The organism is Nonomuraea polychroma, assembly GCF_004011505.1.
GTDB lineage: Bacteria > Actinomycetota > Actinomycetes > Streptosporangiales > Streptosporangiaceae > Nonomuraea > Nonomuraea polychroma.
This window is the reverse complement of the sequence record NZ_SAUN01000001.1, coordinates 4,418,544-4,440,862: the sequence shown is the minus strand read 5'-3', so window position 1 is coordinate 4,440,862 and position 22,319 is coordinate 4,418,544. Positions and strand designations below refer to the sequence as shown.

The 22,319-nt window shown below is 69.4% G+C and carries 17 protein-coding genes and 1 pseudogene; 6 read left to right on the top strand and 12 right to left on the bottom strand.

Annotated features, from left to right (window positions below; all coding sequences use genetic code 11):
* Positions 1-29: 29 nt before the first annotated feature.
* The 3 genes from EDD27_RS20300 to EDD27_RS20290 form a co-directional block, all read right to left on the bottom strand.
* On the bottom strand, positions 30-3,248 hold the full coding sequence (locus tag EDD27_RS20300; protein WP_206641540.1) for a glycosyl hydrolase family 95 catalytic domain-containing protein: 3,219 nt from the start codon (positions 3,246-3,248) through the stop codon (positions 30-32).
* Between the two features lie 406 nt (positions 3,249-3,654).
* A complete protein-coding gene (locus EDD27_RS20295; protein WP_206641539.1) occupies positions 3,655-4,737 on the bottom strand; it encodes an amidohydrolase family protein in 1,083 nt (360 codons plus the stop codon).
* 45 nt (positions 4,738-4,782) lie between these two features.
* Positions 4,783-5,805 (bottom strand): YeiH family protein, encoded by a 1,023-nt coding sequence (locus EDD27_RS20290; protein WP_206641538.1) that lies wholly within the window; start codon positions 5,803-5,805, stop codon positions 4,783-4,785.
* Between the two features lie 104 nt (positions 5,806-5,909).
* Between EDD27_RS20290 and EDD27_RS20285 the strand changes: the two genes are divergently transcribed.
* Positions 5,910-6,818, top strand: a complete 909-nt coding sequence (locus tag EDD27_RS20285; protein WP_127933804.1) for a LysR family transcriptional regulator — start codon at positions 5,910-5,912, stop codon at positions 6,816-6,818.
* A gap of 28 nt (positions 6,819-6,846) precedes the next feature.
* Here EDD27_RS20285 and EDD27_RS20280 read toward each other — a convergent pair.
* Positions 6,847-6,945, bottom strand: a pseudogene (locus EDD27_RS20280) (alkaline phosphatase PhoX); the annotation flags it as partial.
* Positions 6,946-7,164: 219 nt separating this feature from the next.
* Between EDD27_RS20280 and EDD27_RS20275 the strand changes: the two are divergent.
* Entirely contained in the window at positions 7,165-8,292 is a 1,128-nt protein-coding gene (locus EDD27_RS20275) for an FAD-dependent monooxygenase (RefSeq protein WP_241564154.1), read from the top strand.
* A gap of 32 nt (positions 8,293-8,324) precedes the next feature.
* Here the strand turns inward: EDD27_RS20275 and EDD27_RS20270 are convergent, their stop codons facing one another.
* Both EDD27_RS20270 and EDD27_RS20265 read right to left on the bottom strand, forming a co-directional pair.
* A complete protein-coding gene (locus tag EDD27_RS20270) occupies positions 8,325-9,248 on the bottom strand; it encodes a dihydrofolate reductase family protein (protein WP_206641537.1) in 924 nt (307 codons plus the stop codon).
* 121 nt (positions 9,249-9,369) lie between these two features.
* Positions 9,370-10,944 carry a carbohydrate-binding protein gene (locus tag EDD27_RS20265; protein ID WP_127933802.1) on the bottom strand — a complete coding sequence of 525 codons (1,575 nt, stop codon included), beginning with the start codon at positions 10,942-10,944 and terminating at the stop codon, positions 9,370-9,372.
* Positions 10,945-11,228: 284 nt separating this feature from the next.
* Here EDD27_RS20265 and EDD27_RS20260 point away from each other — a divergent pair, with 284 nt between their 5' ends.
* Complete coding sequence (locus tag EDD27_RS20260; RefSeq protein WP_206641536.1) at positions 11,229-12,263, top strand: SDR family NAD(P)-dependent oxidoreductase; 1,035 nt, start codon at positions 11,229-11,231, stop codon at positions 12,261-12,263.
* On the opposite strand, the gene EDD27_RS20250 is transcribed toward EDD27_RS20260, so the two are convergent.
* From EDD27_RS20250 to EDD27_RS20240, 3 genes are all read right to left on the bottom strand, one after another.
* A complete protein-coding gene (locus EDD27_RS20250; RefSeq protein WP_127933800.1) occupies positions 12,248-13,477 on the bottom strand; it encodes an SRPBCC family protein in 1,230 nt (409 codons plus the stop codon). The genes EDD27_RS20260 and EDD27_RS20250 overlap by 16 nt on opposite strands.
* Positions 13,478-13,577: 100 nt before the next feature.
* Positions 13,578-15,413 (bottom strand): RCC1 domain-containing protein, encoded by a 1,836-nt coding sequence (locus EDD27_RS20245; RefSeq protein WP_127933799.1) that lies wholly within the window; start codon positions 15,411-15,413, stop codon positions 13,578-13,580.
* 360 nt (positions 15,414-15,773) lie between these two features.
* A complete protein-coding gene (locus EDD27_RS20240; protein WP_127933798.1) occupies positions 15,774-16,550 on the bottom strand; it encodes a DinB family protein in 777 nt (258 codons plus the stop codon).
* A 132-nt stretch (positions 16,551-16,682) separates the two neighbouring features.
* Between EDD27_RS20240 and EDD27_RS20235 the strand changes: the two genes are divergently transcribed.
* Entirely contained in the window at positions 16,683-17,222 is a 540-nt protein-coding gene (locus tag EDD27_RS20235; RefSeq protein WP_127933797.1) for a 2'-5' RNA ligase family protein, read from the top strand.
* A gap of 13 nt (positions 17,223-17,235) precedes the next feature.
* Here the strand turns inward: EDD27_RS20235 and EDD27_RS20230 are convergent, their stop codons facing one another.
* From EDD27_RS20230 to EDD27_RS20220, 3 genes are all read right to left on the bottom strand, one after another.
* The gene (locus EDD27_RS20230; protein WP_206641535.1) at positions 17,236-18,042 is read right to left on the bottom strand and encodes a phosphatidate cytidylyltransferase; all 807 of its coding nucleotides are present in this window, start codon (positions 18,040-18,042) and stop codon (positions 17,236-17,238) included.
* On the bottom strand, positions 18,039-19,772 hold the full coding sequence (locus EDD27_RS20225; protein ID WP_127933796.1) for a pyridoxal phosphate-dependent aminotransferase: 1,734 nt from the start codon (positions 19,770-19,772) through the stop codon (positions 18,039-18,041). The genes EDD27_RS20230 and EDD27_RS20225 overlap by 4 nt, the downstream gene beginning before the upstream one ends.
* Positions 19,773-19,866: 94 nt before the next feature.
* Entirely contained in the window at positions 19,867-20,727 is an 861-nt protein-coding gene (locus EDD27_RS20220) for a helix-turn-helix domain-containing protein (protein WP_164903702.1), read from the bottom strand.
* A gap of 270 nt (positions 20,728-20,997) precedes the next feature.
* Here EDD27_RS20220 and EDD27_RS20215 point away from each other — a divergent pair, with 270 nt between their 5' ends.
* Positions 20,998-21,783: a hypothetical protein gene (locus EDD27_RS20215; RefSeq protein ID WP_127933794.1), complete on the top strand. Its 786-nt coding sequence runs from the start codon at positions 20,998-21,000 to the stop codon at positions 21,781-21,783.
* Positions 21,784-22,122: 339 nt separating this feature from the next.
* On the top strand, positions 22,123-22,317 hold the full coding sequence (locus EDD27_RS54385) for a hypothetical protein (RefSeq protein ID WP_164903701.1): 195 nt from the start codon (positions 22,123-22,125) through the stop codon (positions 22,315-22,317).
* The last annotated feature ends 2 nt before the right edge of the window (positions 22,318-22,319 follow it).

Genomic DNA, 22,319 nt, shown 5'->3' with positions numbered 1-22,319 from the left:
ACGCACGCCGCGATCCGGCGTGGAAGGGGTCAGAAGGCGAGCTGCCGCCAGTTCTTCACCTCGTCGGCGGTCAGCGTCCTGGCGATGATGGCCGCCCTGTCCACCCCACCGCTGAGTCGCTGGCCGCCGCCCTGGTCGGCGCCGAAACGCAGCGGGCGGGAGGTGCAGCCGGTGATGCCGTCGGAGGTGGCCTGACCGGTGGCCTTGCGCTGGCCGTCCACGTAGACGGTGAGGGCGCCGCTGCGGTCCAGGGTGACCACGAGGTCGATCCAGCGGCCGGTGGGCAGGGCGGTGTTCAGGGTGACGTTCGTGCCCGCGCCGATGAAGCGCAGCGTGTTGCTCGGGGTCACGTCGATGAGCACGCCGTCGGTGCCGGGGTCACCGGACCGCTGGGAGTCGAACAGCCGGCGGTAGCCGCTGCCCGCAATCTTGACCTCGGCGGCGAACGTCGCCTCGCGTATGAGGCCGAGCGTGGTGTCCGCGGTGGTCAGGAAGGTGTTGCCGTCGAGGACGAGTCCGCTGCCCGATGGGGCCGTGGCGTCGTAGGCGGCGGTGCCGCCGGTGACGGTGGCGTCGCGCCCGTTGCCTGAGGCGTCGGCGACCGTGGCGCCTTCCTGCGGGTCCCAGGCGACCAGGACCGAGCCGCTCGCGGGCGGGGCACAGGGTTCCATGGCGAGCACGGCCGAGGCCGCGCCCTTCCAGGAGTCGCCGGTGACCGCCGTGGACAGCACCGCGCGGCGCGAGCCGCCGGCCGGTCCGGGCGTGACGGTGAAGGCGGCGGTGCGCGTCTCGCCCGGCGCCGCGGCCGCCACGTGACGGGTGGCCGGCTCGACGGTCCACCCTTGCGGTACGGCGAGCGTCACGTCCGCGGCGGGCACCGCCCGCCGGCCGGTGGCGGTGACCGTGACCCGGGCTTCGAAGGCGGTGTCCGGCCTGGCCGTGTCGGGCGTCTCCAGGGCGACGGCCGCCTCGTTCTGGATCGTGTACGCCTTGCCCGCGCGAGCGTCCCAGCTCAGGGTGTCACCGTCGCGGTGCGGGCCGACCTCGTGGCCCTGCTCGTCGTAGACGCGGTAGCGGCCGGCGATGAACGGCGACCTGACCTTGATCGGGCCGGTCCTGGCCGGGCGCACGGTGACGGTGCGGGGCGCGCCGTCCTTCCAGGCGGCGTCCACGGTGACGTCGCCGCGGGCGCGCAGGCCGGACACCGAGCCGTCCCTCCAGGCGGAGGGCAGGGCGGGCAGCACGTGCACCACGTCGTGCTGGCTCTGCACCAGCATCTCGGCGATGCCGGAGGTGGCGCCGAAGTTGCCGTCGATCTGGAACGGCGGGTGGGTGTCCCACAGGTTGTCCAGCGTGGAGCCCTTGAGCTGTTCGGCGAGCATCTTGTGCGCGTGGTCGCCGTCCAGCAGCCGCGCCCAGAAGTTGATCTTCCAGGCCTTGCTCCAGCCGGTGCCGCCGTCGCCCCGCGCGGTCAGCGAGATCCTGGCCGCCTCGGCCTCCGGGGTGCCGGGGGTGATCTGGTTGCCCGGGTGGAGGGCGTACAGGTGGGAGACGTGCCGGTGGGTGTCGGTCTTGGAGTCCCAGTCGCTCTTCCATTCCTGGAGCTGGCCCCAGGAGCCGATGCGCAGGCCCGGGTCGAGCTTGGCCAGGGCGGCGTTCACCTCGGCCTGGAAGTCCTCGTCCACGTTCAGCTTCTTGGCGGCGGCCAGGGCGTTGGTGAACACCTCCCGGACGATCTGCTGGGACATCGACGCGCCCGCGGAGAAGTCGCCGTGCTCGGGGGAGTAGCTCGGGGAGACCACCAGCTTGCCGTCGCGCGGGTCGGTGTGCAGGAAGTCCAGCCAGAACTCCGCCGCGCCCTTGATCACCGGGTACGCGGTCTCGCGCAGGTAGTCCACGTCGCCGGTGAAGCGGTAGCTGTCGTAGAGGTGCTGGGTGGTCCAGGCGGCGGCCTCGGGGAACCAGAAAGCGGTGGCCCAGTCGTGCACGCCGGTGAAGCCGAAGGGGTTGGTCTCGTTGTTGACCACCCAGCCGCGCGCGCCGTACATGTCCTGGGCGGTCTTGCGGCCCGGCGCGACCAGGGCCGCGATGTAGCGGTCGTACGGCGTCGTGGTCTCGTGCAGGTTGGTCTGCTCGGCGAGCCAGTAGTTCATCTGGAGGTTGATGTTGACGTGGTAGTCGGCCGACCAGGGCGGGCTGGTGGACTTGTTCCAGACGCCCTGCAGGTTGGCCGGCAGCAGGTCGTTCTCCCGGGAGGAGGAGATGAGCAGGTAGCGGCCGTAGGCGAAGAACAGCGCCTCCAGCGCGCGGTCGTCCGCCGAGGTGCCTCCGGTGTAGTTCTTGCGCAACCGGTCGGTGGGGATCGTCGGCGCGGTCTGGCCGAGGTCGAGCTTCACCCGGTCGAACAGCTTGCGGTAGTCGGCGACGTGCGCGGCCTTGAGCTGGTCGTAGCCCTTCGCGGCGGCGGCGTCCACCGCGGCGGTGACCTTGGCGTGCGGGTTGTCGCCCCGGTAGGTGGGGTAGGTGTCGGCGTAGTCGGTGCCGGCCGAGAGCACGAACACGGCGCTGTCGGCGCCGGTGACGGTGATCTTGTCTCCGGCGTCGGTACGGGTGCCGCCGTGAGCGATCACCTGCACCTGGGCCTCGAACGTCATGGTGTTGTTGCTGAGCCGGCCGCGGATGGTGAGCCGGCCGCCGGCGGCGGTGACCGTCTTGTCGTTGCGCGGCGAGGTGTGGCGCAGCGTGAACGACACCTTGCCGCCCTGGTCGGCGGCGAGCCGGCCGACGATCACGTTGCCGGGGTTGCTGGCGAAGTATTCACGCTCGTAGCGGACCCCGTCGGCGGTGTAGCCCACCCGGGCGACGGCCTCGCGCAGGCTCAACTCGCGGCGGTAGCCGGCGGCGTCCTGCGGCGCGCCGGCGAAGTCCAGGTGCAGGTCGCCGAAGGTCTGGTACGCGCCGAAGCCTGTCTTGGGCTGGCCCAGCCTGGCGGCCACGTCGTTCGGCGCCATCTTGCCGTCACGGTCGATCTGCTGCTGCACCGCCGCGATGGCGCCGGGCCGCGGCGTCTTCCAGTTGCCGAAGTCGTAGCCCGGGGAGCCGGGGCCGCCGGTCCACAAGGTCTTCTCGTTGAACTGGATCTGCTCCGACGCCACGCCCCCGAACACCATCGCGCCCAGAGGGCCGTTGCCGATGGGCAGCGCCTGCGTCTCCCAGTCTGTGGCGGGCTTGTCGTACCAGAGCGTCAAGTCATCGGGTGTCCGGCCTGAGCCGGTCGGCGCCTGGCCGCCTGATTGCGCGAATGCAGGGGCTGAAAGGCCCGCTGCCAGGCTTAACGCGACCATCAGACTGGCGCTGAATCGCCGCCTTGGGGGGTGAGCCACGGAATCCTCCGATCACAAGGAACGTCGCCCAAGGAGATAGCACCGAAATGGACACGTAACAAGAGTTGACATCCGATGTATTTTGCGTAGATGCAGTGGATCCGCTGCATTTAGCAGCGAGGACTCATTGCACGCGCACATTGATCCGATGTCATGAGCTCGGCCTGCGGTCGCCGGGTGAGACACGCGCTCGGGTGCCGGCGGACCTGGTCGATGGAGGTGAGGGCCGCTCCGAGACGGCGGCGCGGGCCGAGCAGGGCGGGAGCTCTCCCTACCTCACGACCCGGCCACGATGGATGACGCGCGCGGGATGTTCGAGAACTCTCAGGTCGGTACGGGGGTCCTGGTGGTAGGCCACGACGTCGGCGGCCGCTCCCGGCTTCAGCAGAGGAAACCCCAGAAAGGACCGTGCGGTCCACGATGCCGCGCCGATCGCCGCCTCCGCGGGCATCGGCGCGGCCGCCAGGTGGCGAACCTCGCCGCTCACGCAGCCGTGCGGGAGCACGGGCGTCCCGTAGCTGTCGGTCCCGGCCAGGACCGTCACGCCCGCCTCGTACGCGGCCGACACCAGCGGTCCCAGCCGGGCGTGCGCGGTGCGGAACCAGTCGCGGAAGCGGGCCGAGCGCGAGGCGCGAGCGACGCGTTCGAAGGTGCGCCAGACGGTGAACGTCGGCACGAGCGCCGTGCCCTGGGCCGCCATCCGATCCAGCAGAGCGGCTTCCAACCCGAGGCCGTGTTCCAGGCTGTCCACCCCTGCCTCGACCGCCACCCTGGCGCCCTCGGCCGTCTGCGCGTGCACGGCGACCCGCCCTCCGACGGCGTGCACCCGCCGGGTGGCCTCGGCAAGCCGGTCGGCTGGCAGGCGGGGACCGTCCAGCCCGGCTTCGTCGACCACCCAGTCGGCGTAGATCTTGCACCAGGCGCCGGAGGCGAGCGTCTCCTCGACAGCCGCGTCGGCCAGCTCCGCCTCGCCGACGTGCCGTACCCAGCCGTCGTAGAACATGCCGGGCAGGCCCAGCCAGCGGCCGGCGGACACCACCCGCGGCAGGTCCGGCTCGGTGCCGAACCATCCCGGCAGGCGATCCGCCGAACCGGGCACGCGCAGCAGCGTCACGCCCGCCGCCAGATGCTCCCTGCCGTGTCGCCGCAGCAGGTCCGCATCGAGCGGGTCGCCCGGCTGCTCGGCGCCGGGATGGGTGTGGGCGTCCACGAGGCCAGGCACCAGCCAGCCGCCGTCCACGACGGTCGCGGCTCCCGGCACCGGCTCATCCGTCAGCAGGCCGTCCCTGATCCAGAACTCGACGGCCTCCTCCGCCGGAAGCGCGATGCCGCGCAGGTGCAGCGGCCCGGTCACAACAGACGGCTTCCCGTGACGGACTTCCGAGAACCCCAGGTCTGGTCACAGCCGGCCGACGAAGGACTGCAGGAGCAGGCCGGTGGCGCCGACGCCGGCGCTGAGCAGACCGCCCAGCAGAAGGGAGCGCGCGCCCGAGCGGCGGATCCCGGCAGGATCCAGGGTGAGGCCGATCCCGGCGAGGGCCATGGTGATCGAAAAGGTGCCGGCCCACGACAGTGCCGGGAGCCAGGACGCCGGGATCACGCCAGTGGCGGCAACGGCCGAAGCGGCCACGAACCCCACGATGAACAGCGGGAACACGCGCAGGATGCCGGCCCGCCGGGCGGACGGGCGCGGGGCGGCTCCGTGGCCGCCCGCCCGGTGCCGCCACGTGGCAAGGGCCAGGCAGATCGGCACGATCATCAGGCTGCGCGCCAGCTTCACCACGACGGCGTGCCGGCCGGCCTCGGTCCCGAACGAGTACGCGGCGGCCACGACCGATGACGTGTCGTTGATCGCCGTACCCGCCCACAACCCGAAGCCCTGCGGCGACAGCCCGAGGAGGCGGCCCAGCATCGGATAGACCAGGACGGCGAGCACGTTGAAAGCGAAGATCGTGCCCATGGCCTGGGCCACGCGCTCCTGGGACGGGCGCACGACGGCGGCGACGGCAGCGATCGCGGACGCGCCGCAAATGCCGGTGCCCACGCCGATGAGCAGGCGCGTCTCGGGGTGCACCCGCAGCAGTCCGCCGATCAGCCACGCACCGCCGAGGGCGATGCCGAGCGTGCCCACTGTGACCGGGAGCGCCGCACCGCCGACTCCCAGCACCTCCGTCAACGGCAGCCCCAGCCCCATGACCACGATCGCCGCCTGGAGCACGTGCCGGCTCGCCACGGCCGATCCCGGACGGCAGCGCTCGAGGATCGCCGGCGCCCGGCGGCGCAGCGCCCAGGACGCGACCATACCGGTCAGGATCCCGAACACCGGGCCGCCGGCCACCGGGACGAGCGAACCCAGCGCCATCGCGACAGCCGCGAGCGCGACGGTGAGCGCGAGACCGGGAACGACACCTCGGCGTACCACGTCATCTCCTTCGGCGACGTCCGGTTGTCCGTGTGACACCACGATCAGCCCTGGTCGGCCGCCTCGGTAGAGACCTAATCGCGAGGACCTCATAAGCTGTGCTTATGCCACTGCCGCCGGAAACCCCGGACCTGGACGTCCTCGACCTGCTGGTGGCGGTCGCGGAGACGGGAAGCCTCGGTCAGGCCGCGCAGCGGCACGGGATCAGCCAGCCGGCGGCCAGCATGCGGATCAGCACGCTGGAGCGCCGGCTGCGGCTGGTCCTGCTGGAGCGCGGGCCCACCGGCTCGCGGCTGACGACCGCGGGTGCGGCCGTGGTGACCTGGGCGCTGCCGGTCCTGGACGCGGCTCGGGCGCTCGTCGACGGCGTCACCGCGCTCCACGCGGAGGGCACCGGGAGGCTGCGCGTCGCCGCGTCGATGACGATCGCGGACCATCGCGTCCCAGGATGGCTCGTCGCCTTGCGAGCCCGCTCGCCCGACGTGCGGGTGGCCCTGCAGGTCGGCAACTCGGAGCATGTCGCGGCCCTGGTGCAGGGCGGCTCGGCGGATCTCGGCTTCGTCGAGGGGCCCGGCGTCCCTCGCGGTCTGCGCAGCCGGGTGGTCGAGTCGGACGAACTGGTCGCGGTGGTGGCTCCGGGACACCCGTGGGCGCGGCGGCGCGGCCGGCTGTCCATGGCCACGCTGGCCGGCACACCCCTGATCATGCGGGAGCCCGGTTCGGGGACACGTGACGCGGTGTGGGGGGTGCTGAGCCGCGTGCGGGAGCCGGCTCCGCCTGCCGCCGAGCTCGGCTCCACGGCCGCGATCAAGGCTGCGGTCGCCGCGGGGGAGGCGCCTACGGTGCTCAGCCGCCTCGTCGTACGCGGTGAGCTTGAGGACGGCCGGCTCGTCGCGGTGCCGCTCGACGCCGAGCCGGCCCTGTTGCGCAGGTGGTTCCGCGCCGTGTGGCGCCCGGAGGCGCCACCGTCCGGCGCGGGCGCGGCACTGCTCGCCATCGCGGTCCGCCGCTGAGCGTCAGGTTCCGATTGCCGTCCTGGTCGTCGCCGGTGTAGGCGACGATCCGGCCGCGGGCTTCGGTGACCGTGGCGCCCTCGTGCTTGATCCGTCCCAGCGCGGTGCGCTTGACCGGGGTGGAGGAGGGGCTGAACGGCCGTGCCCCAGGGGATCAGCACCTGGGCAATGCGCGCACGTACCTTCTGGTGTCGGCACGACAAGGCGCTCTTACCGGGGTAGACCTCACGGCCATGCCCGCCTGCTACTCTATGTATCAGACTGAATGCATTGCGTCACATGGGGGGCTCGTGTGAAGGTTGGCTGCGTAGGCGGCGGACCCGCCAGCCTGTATTTCGCGGTCCTGATGAAACGGGCCGACCCGTCCCATGACATCACCGTCTACGAGCGCTATCCCGAAGGCTCCACGTATGGCTGGGGTGTGACCTACTGGGAAGAGCTCTACGACAATCTTCACGCTGCCGACCCCGAGTCCGCGCGTGCCATCGGCGACGACTCGGTCCGCTGGGACACCTGGGTGGCGCACGTCCACGACCGCCCGCCGTGCCTGGTCGAGCACTGGGATTCGGGCTTCGGCGTCAGCCGGAGCCGGCTGCTCGCCATCCTCGCCGACAGGGCCCGCTCCCTCGGCGTCCGCATCGAGTACGAACGCGAGATCACCAGCGAGGAGCAGCTGGCCGGCGCGGACCTGATCGTCGCCGGCGACGGCGTCAACAGCGCGCTGCGCGAGCGCCACGCCGACCGTTTCGGCACCAAGGTCACGGTCGGCCGCAACGTCTACCTCTGGCTCGGCACCACCAAGGTGTTCGACTCCTTCACCTTCGCCTTCGCTGACACTCCGCACGGCTGGATCTGGTGTTACGGCTACCGATACAGCAAGGAGCGCAGCACGTGCGTCATCGAGTGCTCACCCGAGACGTGGGCGGGGCTCGGGTTCGACCAGGCGAACGAGGCCGACAGCTTGGCCCTCCTGGAGAAGCTCTTCGCCGACGTCCTCGACGGTCACTCGCTGGTCGGCCAGGACAACGCCGGCGAGAGCGCCCGCTGGCTGAACTTCCGCACGCTGACCAACGAAAGGTGGCACCACGGCAACCTCGTCCTCGTCGGGGACGCCGCGCACACCACCCACTACTCCGTCGGCGCGGGCACCGCACTCGCGCTCGGGGACGCCGCCTTCCTCGTCCACGCACTGCACGCCAAGCCGCGGCTCGAGCCCGCACTCGAGTTCTACGAGCGGGAGCGCCAGGCCGGGATCCGGCCCACGCAGAAGGCCGCCCGCAACAGCGCCCGCTGGTACGAGAGCCTCCCGCGCTACGTCAACCTCCCCTCGGAACAGCTGCTCGCCCTGCTCGCCCAGCGGCACTCGGCGCTGCTCCCGCACGTGCCGCCGCGGCTGTACTACCGGTTCGACCAGGCGCTCGGGCACGCTGCGTGGCTGTGGTCGAAGATCACATCCCGCGGGACGCCCGAATGAGCTGATCGCGCGGATGCCGGAGCGCCGGCGTCTCAGGCGGCCGGATCCGTTACGCGCCCCGCCACGCTCCCGGTGCCGCTGCCACGGTCGTCGAGCACGAGGGCGCTACGACCGTTGACGGTGTAACGCAGGTGCGTGACGTGCGGGGTGTGGACGACCCTGGTCGGTGTCAGTTCGATGGCCTCCTTGCCGGCCAGGTCGAGGTCGGCGTCGAGCAGCCGCATCCCGGTGCCGAGCACGACCGGGACGACATGGAGTTCCAGCTCGTCCAGCAGCCCCGCCTTGAGTACCTGGCGTACCAGCCTGCCGCCTCCGGCGACGGCGACGTCCTTGCCGTTCGCCGCCGCGCGGGCCTGTTCCACGGCACTGGCTATGCCGTCGGTGACGTAGGTGAAGCTGGTGCCGCCCTGGCGTACCAGGGTCTGCCGCGGGCGGTGCGTCACGACGAAGACCGGCGCGCGGAAGGGCGGGTTGTCCCCCCACGGCCCCTCACCGCCGTCCGCCATGCGCCGGCCCATGACGTACGCGCCGGCCGCCTGGAACGACTCGGCGATGATGTCGGAGTTCGTGTCCTGCTCACCACCGGCAAAGCCCTGCCGTTCGCGCCAGGCCATGGCGTCGGTCACCCAGCGGGTGATCCGGAAGAAGCCCGCGGCCTCCGCCGAGTCGATCCAGTTCCCGTCGCCGAGGTGCTGTGCGCCGGCATAGAAGCCGTCCAGCGACACCGACATCTGTGCCGTGACCTTGGTCATCGTGCTTCGCCTCCTGGTCCTGGCGACGCCCCCATTGGGCCCGCTCACCAGAGAGTCGAAGCTGCCGGCCGTACTTCTACATGGCGCATCAGAAATTGGAGAAAACGAGGCGAACACCTCGTCGATCAGGTCAGCGTCGGCGGCGCTGTAAGCGTGGGCCAGCCTGCGCATCGCGGTGCCGGAGTTCACGGCCTTGATGGTCACCTTGGCGCAGGATTCCCCGATCTTGCGCCCACCGTGCGCGCTATAGGCTTGCGCGACGTGATGACCTGGCCGCCGGGCTGGGGTGCCGGTGGTGGGCACCACCGCCCGGCGGCGGGGGCTGCTACGGCGTCACCACCCTGCCGCCGAAGGTCACGACGAGGCGGCCGTCCGCGGCGAAGGACCAGCCCAGGGAGCCGGTGTAGGAGGAGCACCGGGACCCGTTCGAGCCGGACCAGAACTGGTTCGTGCCGTCGGCGTCACCGACGATCCTGTCGTTGGTCCCGCTGCTGCTGCGGCACGAGGTGTTGTTGCGGAACACCGAGCTGCCGGCGTCGAAGGAGAAGTTGCGCTCGGTGTTGTCGATGCTGACGTTGTTCGACACGGTCATCGTGCCGGGGTTCCTGTTGTAGGTGAATCCGTGCTTGCCGTTGTCGTAGGCGAAGTTGCGCCGGATGACGTGGTTGACCGGCACGTCCTCGCCGCCGAGCTTGTAGCCGTTGCGGTCACCGGCGGTGTTCTGGGTGCCGTCGCTGAGGGTGCCGTTCTCGTAGGAGAGGGAGTCCTCGATGGTCACCGCGCCGATGGGTCCCTCGTCAGCATAGGTGTAGAGGTCCCAGCCGTCGTCGATGTTGTTGTGCGCCACGGCGTAGCGGAAGACGTTGCCGGGGCCGGAAGTGAGCTTCGCGGCGAAGCCGTCGGCGTCCTCGCCGTCGGAGTCGGCGTTGTCGTGCGACACCGCGCTCAGGACGAGGTTGTTGGACGGCCACTGGTCGCGGGGGGTGGTGGAGGTCATCCGCGACAGTTGCAGCCCGGTGTCGCGGTTGAAGCGCGTCACCGTGCGCTCGAAGATGTTGTTGTGGCCGCCGACGAAGATCCCGTTGTCGCCGGCGCGCTCGACGACGATGCCATAGACGTGCCAGAACGACCCGTTCACGGCAAGCCCGCGGTTCGCCGAGGCCTCGCTCTGGGCCGAGAAGTTCAGTACCGGGGTCTCACCCGGGTAGGCGGACAGCTTCTTGCGGGCGCTGGAGGTGCCGTTGTTGCCCGCCGCGATGGTGATCGTCTGCGAGTAGTTGTAGCGCCCGCCGCGCATGAGGATCGTCCCGCCGGGAGCGATGCGGGTGATCGCCGAGGCGAGTGTCGTCGGGCTCGACTCCGTCCCGGCTGCGCTGTCGCTGCCGTTCGGCGCCACATAGAGCGTGCTCCCTGATGGCGGGGGTGTTGTGCCGCCCGCTTCGACGTCGATGTAGTCGATGTTGGCCAGGCCGTTCGAGGTGGTCGGGTTGAGCCGGATGGTGTTGCTGCCCGACCTCAGCGACACGGTGAGCGTCTTGGTGACCCAGGTGTTCCAGGCGCCGGTGGCCTCGAACGAGACACTTTGGACGGTCGAGCCGTTGACGATCAGGTCGGCGGTCCGGGCACTCGTGGTCCCGTTGGCGAACCGCACGCCGAGAGTCGCCGTCCCGGCTGTGCCGGCGTTGACGGTGAACTCGGCGTAGGCGCCGGTGGCGTTGTTGCCGTTGCAGAATCCGCTGCCCGAGTATCCGGAGTGGTTGCTGTCGATGGTGCCGGTGCAGACCGCGGGCGAGCTTTCGGCCTCGTACCGCGTCGGCGCGGCATGCGCGGCGGGTTGTGACAGTGCGACGAACGTCCCGGCCAACAGGCCGGAGCACACGAGGACGCCTTTCAGGCGCATGATCCATCTCCCATGGTGTCGGTACGGCGGCGCAGGCGCGTGTTCCAGCGCACGAAACCGCCGACAAGATCGCCTTGTGTCCCTGCCCGGGCAAAGCATGGAAACATCGATGAAACGACGCCACAGTAGGAAAGCGCTTTCCCCGCGTCAACTGCCTGTGAAACTTTCATGACGTGATTCCTGTTCGGGCGACCACCGTCCACATCTGCGATGGCGCTGTGGCGCCGACGTTGTGATCGTGCGCTGACCCGCTGAGACGGGTGCTGACGATCTACGCTGGGCCCGTGAGCCGAATCGCCGTTGTCACCGGGGCCAACCAAGGCCTCGGATACGCCTTGGTCGAGGGACTGGCCCAGCGTCTCGGGCCGGAGGACATCGTCTATCTCACCGGACGTGACCGGGACCGGATCCAACAGGCCGCGAGCCGCCTCGACACGACCGTCGCCCGGATCCGTACCCACACGCTCGACGTACGGGATGAGGACTCGGTCACCGGATTCGCCCAGGAGCTGAGCGGGAGCCACGGGGGAGTGGACATCGTCTTCTCCAACGCCGCCGCTCGCCTGACGCCCGACACGCCCTGGAGCGAACTGGTCGGCCCGCTCGTCGAGACGAACAACCTGGGCACGACCCGGATGCTGCGCGCGTTCGCGCCCATCCTGCGTCCAGGCGGCCGCTTACTGGTCGTGGCCAGCGACTTCGGCACGCTGCGCAGCCTCCCCGCCGGCCTGCACGAGCGCTTCGGCACCGACGCGATGACCCTCGCCGACGTGGACACGGTCATGACCGCATGGCGCGACGCCGTACTCAACCGGACGGCCGAGCAGGAGGGGGTGGCCCGACTGGATCAACATCCCGTCCAAGGTCGGCCAGGTCGCCGCCGTCCGGGTCCTGGCTCGAGAGCGGCGCGAGGCGGACGTGGCCGCCGGTACGCTGCTGGCCGCCGTCTGTCCTGGCCTGGTGGACACGGACGCCTCGCGTCCATGGTTCGACAACATGAACGAGGCCCAGAGCCCCGCCGAGGCCGCGGCCGCCCTGCTCGATCTTGCCCTCCAGCCGGTCAAGCCGGAGACGTACGGCGAGCTTGTCCAGTTCGGAGTTGTCCGCCCATGGAGATGACCATGATACGGACCAGCCAACTCGCCGAGTCGGTCCCCCACGACCGGCCAAGCATCTGGCGTGCCGCCGGCACGAGGATCTGGGCCGGTCTGCGGATCGATCTCGCCAAAGTGCCGGAGGAGCGTGTTCAAGAGCTCGTCGAGCGCGCCTGGCGGCACAAGACCCCGAAGCGGGTCGTGGCTGGCTACGACGCCGGATGAGGGGCGGCGGCATGTGCCGCTTCGGCCGTGGGCTCGCCGGCGAGCCGGCGCCGGCTCTCCACGTACGACTTGAGCCGCATCAAGTCCTCCTTGAGCTTCGTCGCCGGATCCGCGCCCAGCAGTCGCGCGATCGCATGGCCGGCCGCACCCACCACCGGGTTGTAGGACATCTGCACCTGCACGCGCGTCCTGCCGTTTTCTTCGGGCGTCAGCCGCACCGTCCCGGCGTGGGCGATCAGCCGGCCTTCGGCGGATTTCCACGCGATGTGCTTGCCCTCCTCACGGCTGGTCTCGATGGCGTCGAGCCGGATGAGCCGACCGGCGGGGCCGGTGATCTCCCAGTGCGAACGGAGGCCGTCGGCGGAGCGCCGGACCTCGCGCACATCGGGCATGAACGTCGCGAAGACGGAGTAGTCACTGATCAGCGGCCAGATGTCCTCGGGGGGCGCCGCGATCGAGATGGCGCGGTTGACATCGATGGCACGCCGGCCGGCATTGATGCCGGTCAGCCGGCGTAGCGGAAGGTTCGTGGCGGCGCGGACGGCGAGCGTGACCCCCATACCGCGCAGGAGCCAGGCGATCGCGGGACGGGATCTGCGGGCAAGGACCCACAGGGCGGCGGCGGCCGTGCCGGTGACGAACCTGGCGGACGGCGCCCAGTGCTGATGGAGCAACTCGGGGGCGGGCGGGCGGACGCGGCCAGGACCCTGGAGCTGGGGCAGATCCGACGGAGCTCGGTGCACCTTCCACCTCGCATCGACGGCCTTCACGCCGGGGATGCGGCGGACCGCGCGTTCTGCCGGTCGCTCCTCGCCGCTGAGGACGTCGCCTTCCAACCGGGCCACGTGGTCGTCCACGCTCACGTGTACGGCATGCGGATGCGTCAGGTAACGACCGAGCTCTGCTCGCACGCGTTCGTGCAGGATCCGGTCGTCCGCGGAACGGCCGGTCAGCCGGAAGCGGGTCTGCGCGGCGATTCCGCGTGACCGGTTGCGTAGATCGCGGCCCACGCGGCCCACGCCGTACGTGAACTCGTGAACGGCGTGCGCGGCCTGGTCACGGACCTTGGCCCGGCGGCTTCGCCCACACTCAGGGTCGAACAGATACTGGATGGTGGCACCGGCTGCGGCGCCTGTGCCGAGCACGCGTACGGTCCTGGTCCACGGATGCCCTGCCGCCGTAGTCACCAGCGAATCGACGTCATGAGTGCGCACGACGTCCCCCCTTCCTCGCCTACCGATCGCGGCTACCCCGGCCCGTGCACGGCTAACGGGCACGCGCTGGTGTTCGCCCCGCTGGGAGGGCGGTGTCGGCCTACGACGACGGTCGCGCGGCTGAGGCGGAGGGGGTGCAGGTGGCGCTTCCGCCAGTGTGGGCGCGGATGGTGTGCGGGCCTACCTTGTGTGTGCGGACGGCGACTGTGGCGCGGCCGTTCACCACGGTGGCGATGCGCGTGCTGCTGTTGCTGCTGGTGCTGGTCGCACCCCCTGCTGGGCAATGCGCATACGATGTCGGTTTTTTCGGGTGGCCCATGTCCTGATGCCCAGGCGTGGGGCTGGTGTCGGGGTCGGGGTTGGCGTTGCCGGTCGCAGCCGTGATCGTCACCGTCACCAGCTCCGAGGCTGATGGGGCGCATGCGTCGTCACCTCCGTACGTGGCCATGATGGTGTGCCGACCGGGGGCGAGAGAGGCGACCGTGAGCGTGGCGCGGCCGTCCACAAGGGTGGCGGTGCCCAGTTCGGTGCCGTTCGCGGTGAAGACGACGGCCCCCGTTGCGGTTCCGGCCGGGCATGCCACGTCGGGTGTCAGTGTCACCGGCCGGCCGTGCGCCTGTGTTTCCGGTGAGGCCGACAGCGTGGTCGTGGTCTGTTCGAGTGCGAGGGGAACGATGGCCATGGCGTTGGATGAGCCGGACCCTATGGCCTGGACCGTGACGTCGGCTGGCAGCTCTACCTCGGCGGGCAGGCTGCTGTTGACGTCGGTGCCGTCGCCGAGCCGGCCGTAGCGGTTGTATCCCCAGGTCAGCACGCGTCCCTCGGACGTCAGCGCCACGGTGTGGTCTTCGCCGGCGGCGATCTGAGTGAAGGTGGTGCCGTCGGTCAGGTCGACCTGGATCGGGACGTTGCTCTGGGTGGTGGTGCCGTTGCCGAGCTGGCCGTAGGCGTTGTCGCCCCAGGCGAGCAACTGCCCATCGGATTGCAGCGCCAGGCTGAACCAGCCATGGCCTGCCGAGATGGCGGTGACCGTGGTCCCGGCCGGCAGGTTCACCTGAACCGGGACGTTGCTCTGGGCGGTGGAGTCGTTGCCCAGCTCGCCGCGGACGTTGAACCCCCACGACCACATCTCCCCGGTGGACGTCAGCGCCAGGCTGTGGGCCGAGCCGCCGGCCACCGCGGTGATCGTGACATCGGCGGGCAGGGGCACCTCCGCCGGCCGGCTGCTGCCGGTGGTGTCGCCGATCCCCAGCTGGCCCGTGTTGTTGTATCCCCAGCTCAGCACGCGCCCGGTCGAGGTCACCGCCAGGCTGTGCCCGGCGCCGGCGCCGATCGCCGTGATCGTGGTGCCGGCTCTCAAGGCGACCGGGACCGGGGCGTTTCTGTCGATGGTGGTCCCGTCTCCGACCTGGCCGAAGTCGTTGTACCCCCAGGCCAGCAGGCTCCCGGTGGAGGTCAGTGCCAGGGTGTGGTCGTCGCCGGTGGCGATGGCGGTGACGGTGGTGCCGGCCGGCAGGGCCACCCGGACCGGTACGGGGCTGCTGTTCGTGGTGCCGTCCCCGAGCTGGCCGTTGAGATTTTCGCCCCAGGCCCACACCTGCCCGTCCGAGGCCAGCGCCACGGTGAACCCGTAGCCTCCGCTGATCTGTGTGATCGTCGTGCGGTCGGGAAGCAGCGCCGTCACCGGCAGGTTGCCGTGGTCTGTGGAGTCGTCCCCCAGCTGACCGAACTGGTCGCGCTCCCAGGTCAGCACCTCGGTCTCGGGAGCGCGGGCGCCGCGCCCTGCGGCGCTCGCCGTGCCCGCCGCGCTCGCCGTGCCCGCCGCCACGCCCGCCGGCCCGAGGACCAGCGCGGTCACGAGGCACAACGAGGTGCCCAGCCGCCGGTGGACCCGGAATGCCGACCGCGCCCGCAATCGATAATTCACCTTCACCATGACCCCGTCAGTTGTTGAAGCATCGTTGGGTAAAGGCCAGGAGAAAAGCGGAATCGCCGTCAAAATCAAGAATCCCTGGCGACGCAGGAGCGTAGCACGATGTTTCCATCGAATTCAGATTCGCCGCTTACGCGCGTGTCGGGAGTCTGGCAACCCCTGGAACGGAAAGAAATTTTGGGGTAGCGCCGGGTTTCGGTTTTATCTGAATACCTGGAACCTTGTCGCTGTGGCAGGCGAGTTCAACCGCGCGCGGCGGCGGAATGCGGGCGGGTGTGGTGCGGGCATGGAGGAACATTCGGCGACAAGAGGCCGAAGTGGCCTGGAACGAACGACTCCCCGTGGTACGGAAACCGCCGAGCGCTATGGGGTGCGTGCCGGCAAAGCGGCAAGATCCCGTTCGGCGTAGAGCCGGTGTTCCCATTCCTCGCCGAGAATGCACAGCAGGCATTCACGCACCGAAAAGCTACGCGAGGGTGGCCATCCCGGCGTCTCGATCACTTCGGTCTGGCCGTCCAGCGACTCCTCGGTGAGGCCGCCGATGACCTCCCGCACGGTCGCCATCCGGTCGCGGCGTAGCTCGAGCACCGCGTCCAGCGAGGGTCGTGCCGTGCGGTCACGCGGTATCCCCGGTATGTCCGGCATCTCGTCCCACGGCAGATCCAGCGGATCCCACGGAGCGGGATCGCCGAGAATGGCCCTTCTGACCCAGGCGTCAGTGGCGAACACGAGATGACGCAAGGTCTCGACGAAGGACCACTCGCCGTCGACGGAATCGTGCAGCAGCGCGGGATCCAGGCGGCGGGCCCGTTGGACGGTGCCGTCCCAGAGCCGTTCGATCGTGTCCCATGCGTCCCGGAAACCGGCGGGCGTGGTCGGGCGCATCGTGGCCCGTTCGGGGTGGCGCCGGTCGAGCTCGGCGTCGATCAGCGGCCCGACGTCCACACCATTGATCGTCACGTTCACGATCTCGCCGGAGATGTCGGCGTTGACCAACTCGACTCCGCGCATCACGACACCGCTCATCTTGACGCCGCGGAACTGGGCACCGGCCAGGTCGCTGGCGCGGAACCGCGCGCCGCTGAGATCGACGCGCTCGAACCGCGAACCCTTGAGTTCTTCACCCATGAAGTCAGCCATGCCGCGACAGTAACCCCACGGTCCGACAGTCCCCACTCATCAGCAGAAGCGCGTAGTTCGCCGAACCGCTCGCAGACGACCGCGGCACAAAACAGGTGGCGAACCGGCTCCGACTTTCGAGATCGTCCAACCATGTCGAACGATGCTTCAGAACGCTATCGAGCAGGCCAAACAGCTTTGCTGGCCGTAATGGACGAAGCCGAGCCGCTGGTCGGGCACTGGCGGCGGCGCTTCGATGCCTCCGCGTCGGCCGGGGTTCCCGCGCACGTGACGGTGCTCGTTCCGTTCCTGGACATCGACCGTATGGACCCTGGAGTGATGGACGTTCTCACGGTGCTGATCGGCGAGCACAGTCCCTTCACCGTCCGGTTCGACAAGTGCCAACGCTTCCCTGGCGTGCTCTCTCTCGCGCCGACGCCTGACCAGCCGTTTCGCGCGCTGACCGAGACCGTCGCGGCGCGATGGCCGGAGGCGCCTCCCTACGGAGGACAGTACGCCGAGATCATCCCGCACTTGACCGTCGCCCATGGCCGGCAGACCCACGTGTTCGACGACGTGGAAGAACACCTGACCGCGCAGCTGCCGGTGACCGCGGAGGTTGCTGCGGTCAGCCTCTTCGTCAGCGATGGCGACCGCTGGCACCGACGCGCCGAGTTCCCCCTGCTGGGATGATCTCCCGTACCCGTCAGGCCCCGAGCAGCATGGCCAGGGCGAGGGCGAGCAGGAGGGAGTCAAGCCGGTCCAGCAGTCCACCGGCGCCCGCCAGCCAGGAAGCGGAATCCTTGGCCTCGACACCTCGCTTGATCATCGACTCCAGCAGATCCCCCAGGGGCGCACCGACCGTCACGGCGACGGCCAAAGGGAGCGTGAACGTACCCAGGAGGGCCAGCATGGCCAGGCCGGCGACGGCGCCGGCCGGCAGGCCGCTCCAATGCTTGGCCGGTGACAGCGGCGACAACCGCGGCCCGCCCAGCAGCCTGCCGCCGAACGAGGCGGTGATGTCAGCGACCGACACCGCGGCGAACAACGCGAGAACGGCCGGGCCGAGCAGCACCACTCCGATCAGCGGCGCGAACCACACGACGCCGAACACATCCAGGCACAGCCGATTCAGCCCGCCCGCCGCGTCCCCGGCCAGCAGCGGAACCAGCGCGACGACCAGGACTACGGCGGCGAGCACTCGAGGCAGCTGCGCAGGAGCAAGCCAGGCCGCCAGGGGTGCCACGGGCACGGCGAGGGTGAGCACCACGCGGTCCGGCCGAGGCAGGCTGGTCAGCCGGCCGTACTCGACGGCGCATCCCACACCCGCCGCCGCGGCCAGGACGGCCGCACCACCGGGCCCGAGATACAGGGCGGCGACCACTACAGGTACGGCCACCGCCCAGGCGCACCACCGCAGAACGTACTCGCGCCGCCGCGACACGGCCACGGCGATCCCGCCGGCCGCCAGTGCGCCGGCGAGGTACGGGATCAGATCACCGACGTCGGTCAAACCGTGCGCCGAAGGTCATGGAGCGCATCGGCGACGGTGTCGGCGGTGCGGGCATTGGCCGAGGCCTCACGCACCGCGATCCGCACCGTCCTGCCCTCGAACCCGGGCGACAGTGGTGACAGGTCACGCAGGAACACCCCCTGCCGCCGGCACCAGTCGACCAGGCGGGTGGCACTCGGGTCACCGCGGGGCAGCGTGATCAGGACAAAGTTCGCCACCGACTCGTGTACCTGGAGGTCGCCGTCGATCTGGGTGAGCGCTGTTGCCAGCTCGGCGCGCAGCAGGGCGGTCTGCGCCCAGCGGGCGGTGTAGTAGCCGGGATCGCGCAGGGCGTGCACCGCGGCGATCTGTGCGGGCAGGCTCACCGCCCACGGTGGTGTCCAGCGGCGTAGTTCGGCCGCGATCTGTGGTGGTGCGGTCAGGTACGCCGCCCGCAGACCCGACAGCGCATACATCTTTGACATGGACGTGCACACGACGGTGTTGTCCGTGCTCGCCGCATACCGCTCCAGCGACTGCCCGGGTCCGCTGTAGCCGACGTAGGCCTCGTCGATCCAGAACCGGGTTCCGCCCGGCGCCTGTGCCAGCACTTCCCGTAGCGCGCCCGAGTCGAGATGCACGCCGGTGGGGTTGTTCGGATTGACGACGACCACCAGGTCGTAGCGTCCGCGCAGGCAGTCGGCGAAGCGGTCCAGGTCGATCCGCCACCCGTCCTCACGGCGCAGGGAGAACCGGTCGGCACGACAGCCGATCACCCGCTCGACGACATGGGCATACTCGCCGTAGGAGGGATCAACCAGCAGCACCCGCGAAGAGGCGTCCAGCCAGCGGCCGAAAGCCCGGAAGATCAGATCGGAGGAACCGGCACCGACGGCGACGGCGCCTTCCGGGACGTTCCGGCGAACCGCGATCTCCTCAATGAGCCCAGCGGCCCGCGCAGGCGGAGATGTCCGCATGATCCACTCCTGGCCACCCGCGAGCGCCGCGACGACGGTGGGGGCAGGCGGAAACCAGGCGTCGAGCACGTCGGCGGCCACAACGTCGCGGCGCGTTCCCAGGGTGTCGAACCGGTGCCCCAGCGCCTCGATGGAAGCGCCGCCGTGCTCGCAGGACTCCGCCTCGGGCAAGAAGGACACCTCCAATCCCCAGCGCACCGTTCGCTGCACATCACGCAGCAAGGGACCGTACCGCCGCAGTGTCCGGTCAGTCAGATCGGCGACCTCGCCGGTCAGGAGTTCGAAGTCGACGGCACCCGAACGTACGGGCACGCCGGTAGAGGTCAGCCCCAAATCCAGATACACCGGCAGGAGCTCGACACGGCCCAAGGCCACGATGGTGCGGCCGCCGTGCGACATCACCCACCGCAGCGCCGCGTACATCAAGAGCTTGCCGGTCATCACACCCCGTCGACTCGGATCAACGGTCAGGATCCGGATCTCGAACAGGCCGCTCTCGCGCAGCTCCGGGTGCTCCTGCCTGCGCAGGTACTTGTCGATCGAATAGCGGCCCGCCCACGGAGGCGTGACGCTGACGAATCCGACAGGTCGGTCCCGGAGGGCCGCCACGATGTAGACGTTGTTCTCGTCGAGGTCGTCGGTGAGCCGCTCTGCCGCATTGGGGGCGTGCTGGCCAAGCTCACGCGCGTACACCTCATGCCGGAGGCGGTAGATCCACTCACGGTCGGAGGTCGACGCCAAACGTAATTCCAGCCCATCGGCAACCGCGGTCATGATCTCACCGTATATCGCCTCGCCAACGGTGATCTTGCGAAATTCAGGGATCGTCGGCCACCCCGCCACAGGGGCCTGGCGACCCTTGGCGGGGCTATTGCGAGCCGGCCCCGGTTGCTCGGGCGCCCACGCCATGCTGCAGGTTTTGCTCGACCGCCCAGGCGTCCAGGCATCGGATGGCGGCGTGGGACGGGGATCCGGCGGGCGCGCTGAGCAGCACGATTCCCTGCTCCGTGTCGTCGACCTGGGTGAGAACGTGCCAATCGACGAGGAATCGCCCGATTATGGGATGGTTGAGCCGACTCTGACCGCAGGTGCGCGTCGTGACGAGGTGCTGCCTCCACCACGTACGGAAATCGCGATCACAAGCGGTCAGCTCGTTGACCAGCTCGCGCAACCTGGCATGCGCCGGGTACGTGCCGACGGCCATGCGCAGACTGGACACGACTTCTTGCGCTCGCTCCCTCCAGTCCACCAAGAGGGACCTGGTGTGCGGATGAAGAAAGACCATGCGCGCGTAGTTACGATGCCGCGGCTTCAGATCCGCCAGGTTTCCGAGCAGCGCTGAGGCCAGCCGGTTCCACGCCAGGATGTCCAGGTACGGGTTGAAGACCAGGGCCGGCGTGTCGACAAGGTTGGTCAGCAGGCGCGCCACCTGTGGACTGACGCATTGCTCCACCTCTCCGTCGCCACAGCGATCGCCGTCATCGGGATGAGCGAGCTGGATCAGGTAGCGCTGCTGGTCGCCGTTCAGTTGCAGGGCCCGGCCAAGGGAGTCCAGCACGGCGCGCGAGGCGGTACGCACGCGTCCTTGCTCCAGACGGCTGTAGTAGTCGGTGCTGATGCCGGCCAGTTGCGCCACTTCTTCGCGGCGCAGCCCGGGTACACGGCGGATCTGCCCGGTTTGCGGCAAGCCGGCCTCGGTTGCGCTGACCGATGCCCGTCGCGCGGCCAAGAAGTCCCCTAGCGGGCCACGACTACTGCTGCCGCTGCTCTCGTGATCCACAACGGGGATTGTCGCACGTATGACCGGCTCTCCGTGGGAGGGCCCTTCCTATGAAAGACGTGTCCTTGCAGGTCAGCGGCCATATGTAGCAAGGTGGGAGCTCGGCGGATAGAAGCTGACGGGGTGGCACGGTTCGTGGCCAAGCAGGCGGGGCCGACGACTCAGATGGGGTGAGTCGTCGCTTGCCGTTTCAGAGGCCGCGGAGATCGCCGTGCCTCAATGGGCATCACCGTGCCTGGCCAAGGCGGCATCCGTCATGCGCGTCGCGCCTTCACGACACACACAGGGGGAGAAATGACATACGCAACAACGAGGGCTTGGCAGCCTTCCACGCCGATGCAGGGTGCGCAGCCGGCGTCATTTGGTGGTGGTTTTGGTGGGCAGCAGGGCCAGCAGATGGTTCCGGCGGATGCGATCGGCACGGTCGTGGATCTGGCGATCAAGCATGGACCCGGCCTGATCAGGGGCATCCTCGATCTGTTCAGCACACAACAGCAAGGTATGCGTCCTGCTTCGCCGGTCGGCTTCGGCGGTCAAGGGCAGCAGCAGTTCACTCCTTACAGCACTCAGCAGCAGGGTCAGCAGCTCTATCCTGCGGAGCTGGTGAGCACGCTGGTCGGTCTCGGGGTCACCTTCGGTCCCAGCCTGGTCAAGGGCATCCTCGATCTGTTCAGTACGCAGCAGCAGGGGATGCAGCCGGCGTCGGCTGGTTTGGGCGGAGCTCTGGGGCAGCAGGGCCAGCAGATGGTTCCGGCGGACGTCGTCAACACGATCGTGGATCTCGCCAGACAGCACGGTCCTGTCCTGCTCAAGGGCATCCTCGATCTGTTCAGTACGCAGCAGCAGGGGATGCAGCCGGCGTCGGCTGGTTTGGGCGGAGCTCTGGGGCAGCAGGGCCAGCAGATGGTGCCCGCGGACGTCGTCAACACGATCGGGGAACTGTTCAAGCGGTACCCCTCCTACACCATCACCGACTGCTTCGGCGCGCTGAGCGGTAAATTCTGAGCTGCGCGGGCAAATTCGGCCCGGCCTCTCCAAGACGACTCGGCGGACAATTCTGGGTCCGCAGTCCTGCGCCTGGAGACATGCGCGAAACACACTCATCGCGGGGACGCCGAGAAACGGGCTGCAACCAGCCACGTATATTCCGCCAACCGAAGCTGGTCGGACATTTTCCCACCGGAATGTTCGCCGACCGGCTTTCCGCTCATCAAAGCCTGACGGGTAGAAGTGATGTCATCATCAGCACAAACCAACACGCCGTCCGCGCAATCGATCTCATTCCGTCCGATGTCGGAGAGTGCGACGGCACCACCGTCCGTCGAAATCGGCGAACGATGCCGGGTGCTGCTGGAGCAGTTCAATAACTGGCTGCAGGCAACGGTGCCGCAGCAACCCCATCTCGTGGGAATCGTCCCTGTAGCGATTCAGGCCATTCAGCTGTACCGCACCAAGCAGTACGACGCATGCATCGGCCGGCTCCGGGACGCGGCAGAAATCCTCCGGCTGGTGGGCTATCCGGCTCCGATCCAGCCGTGAGC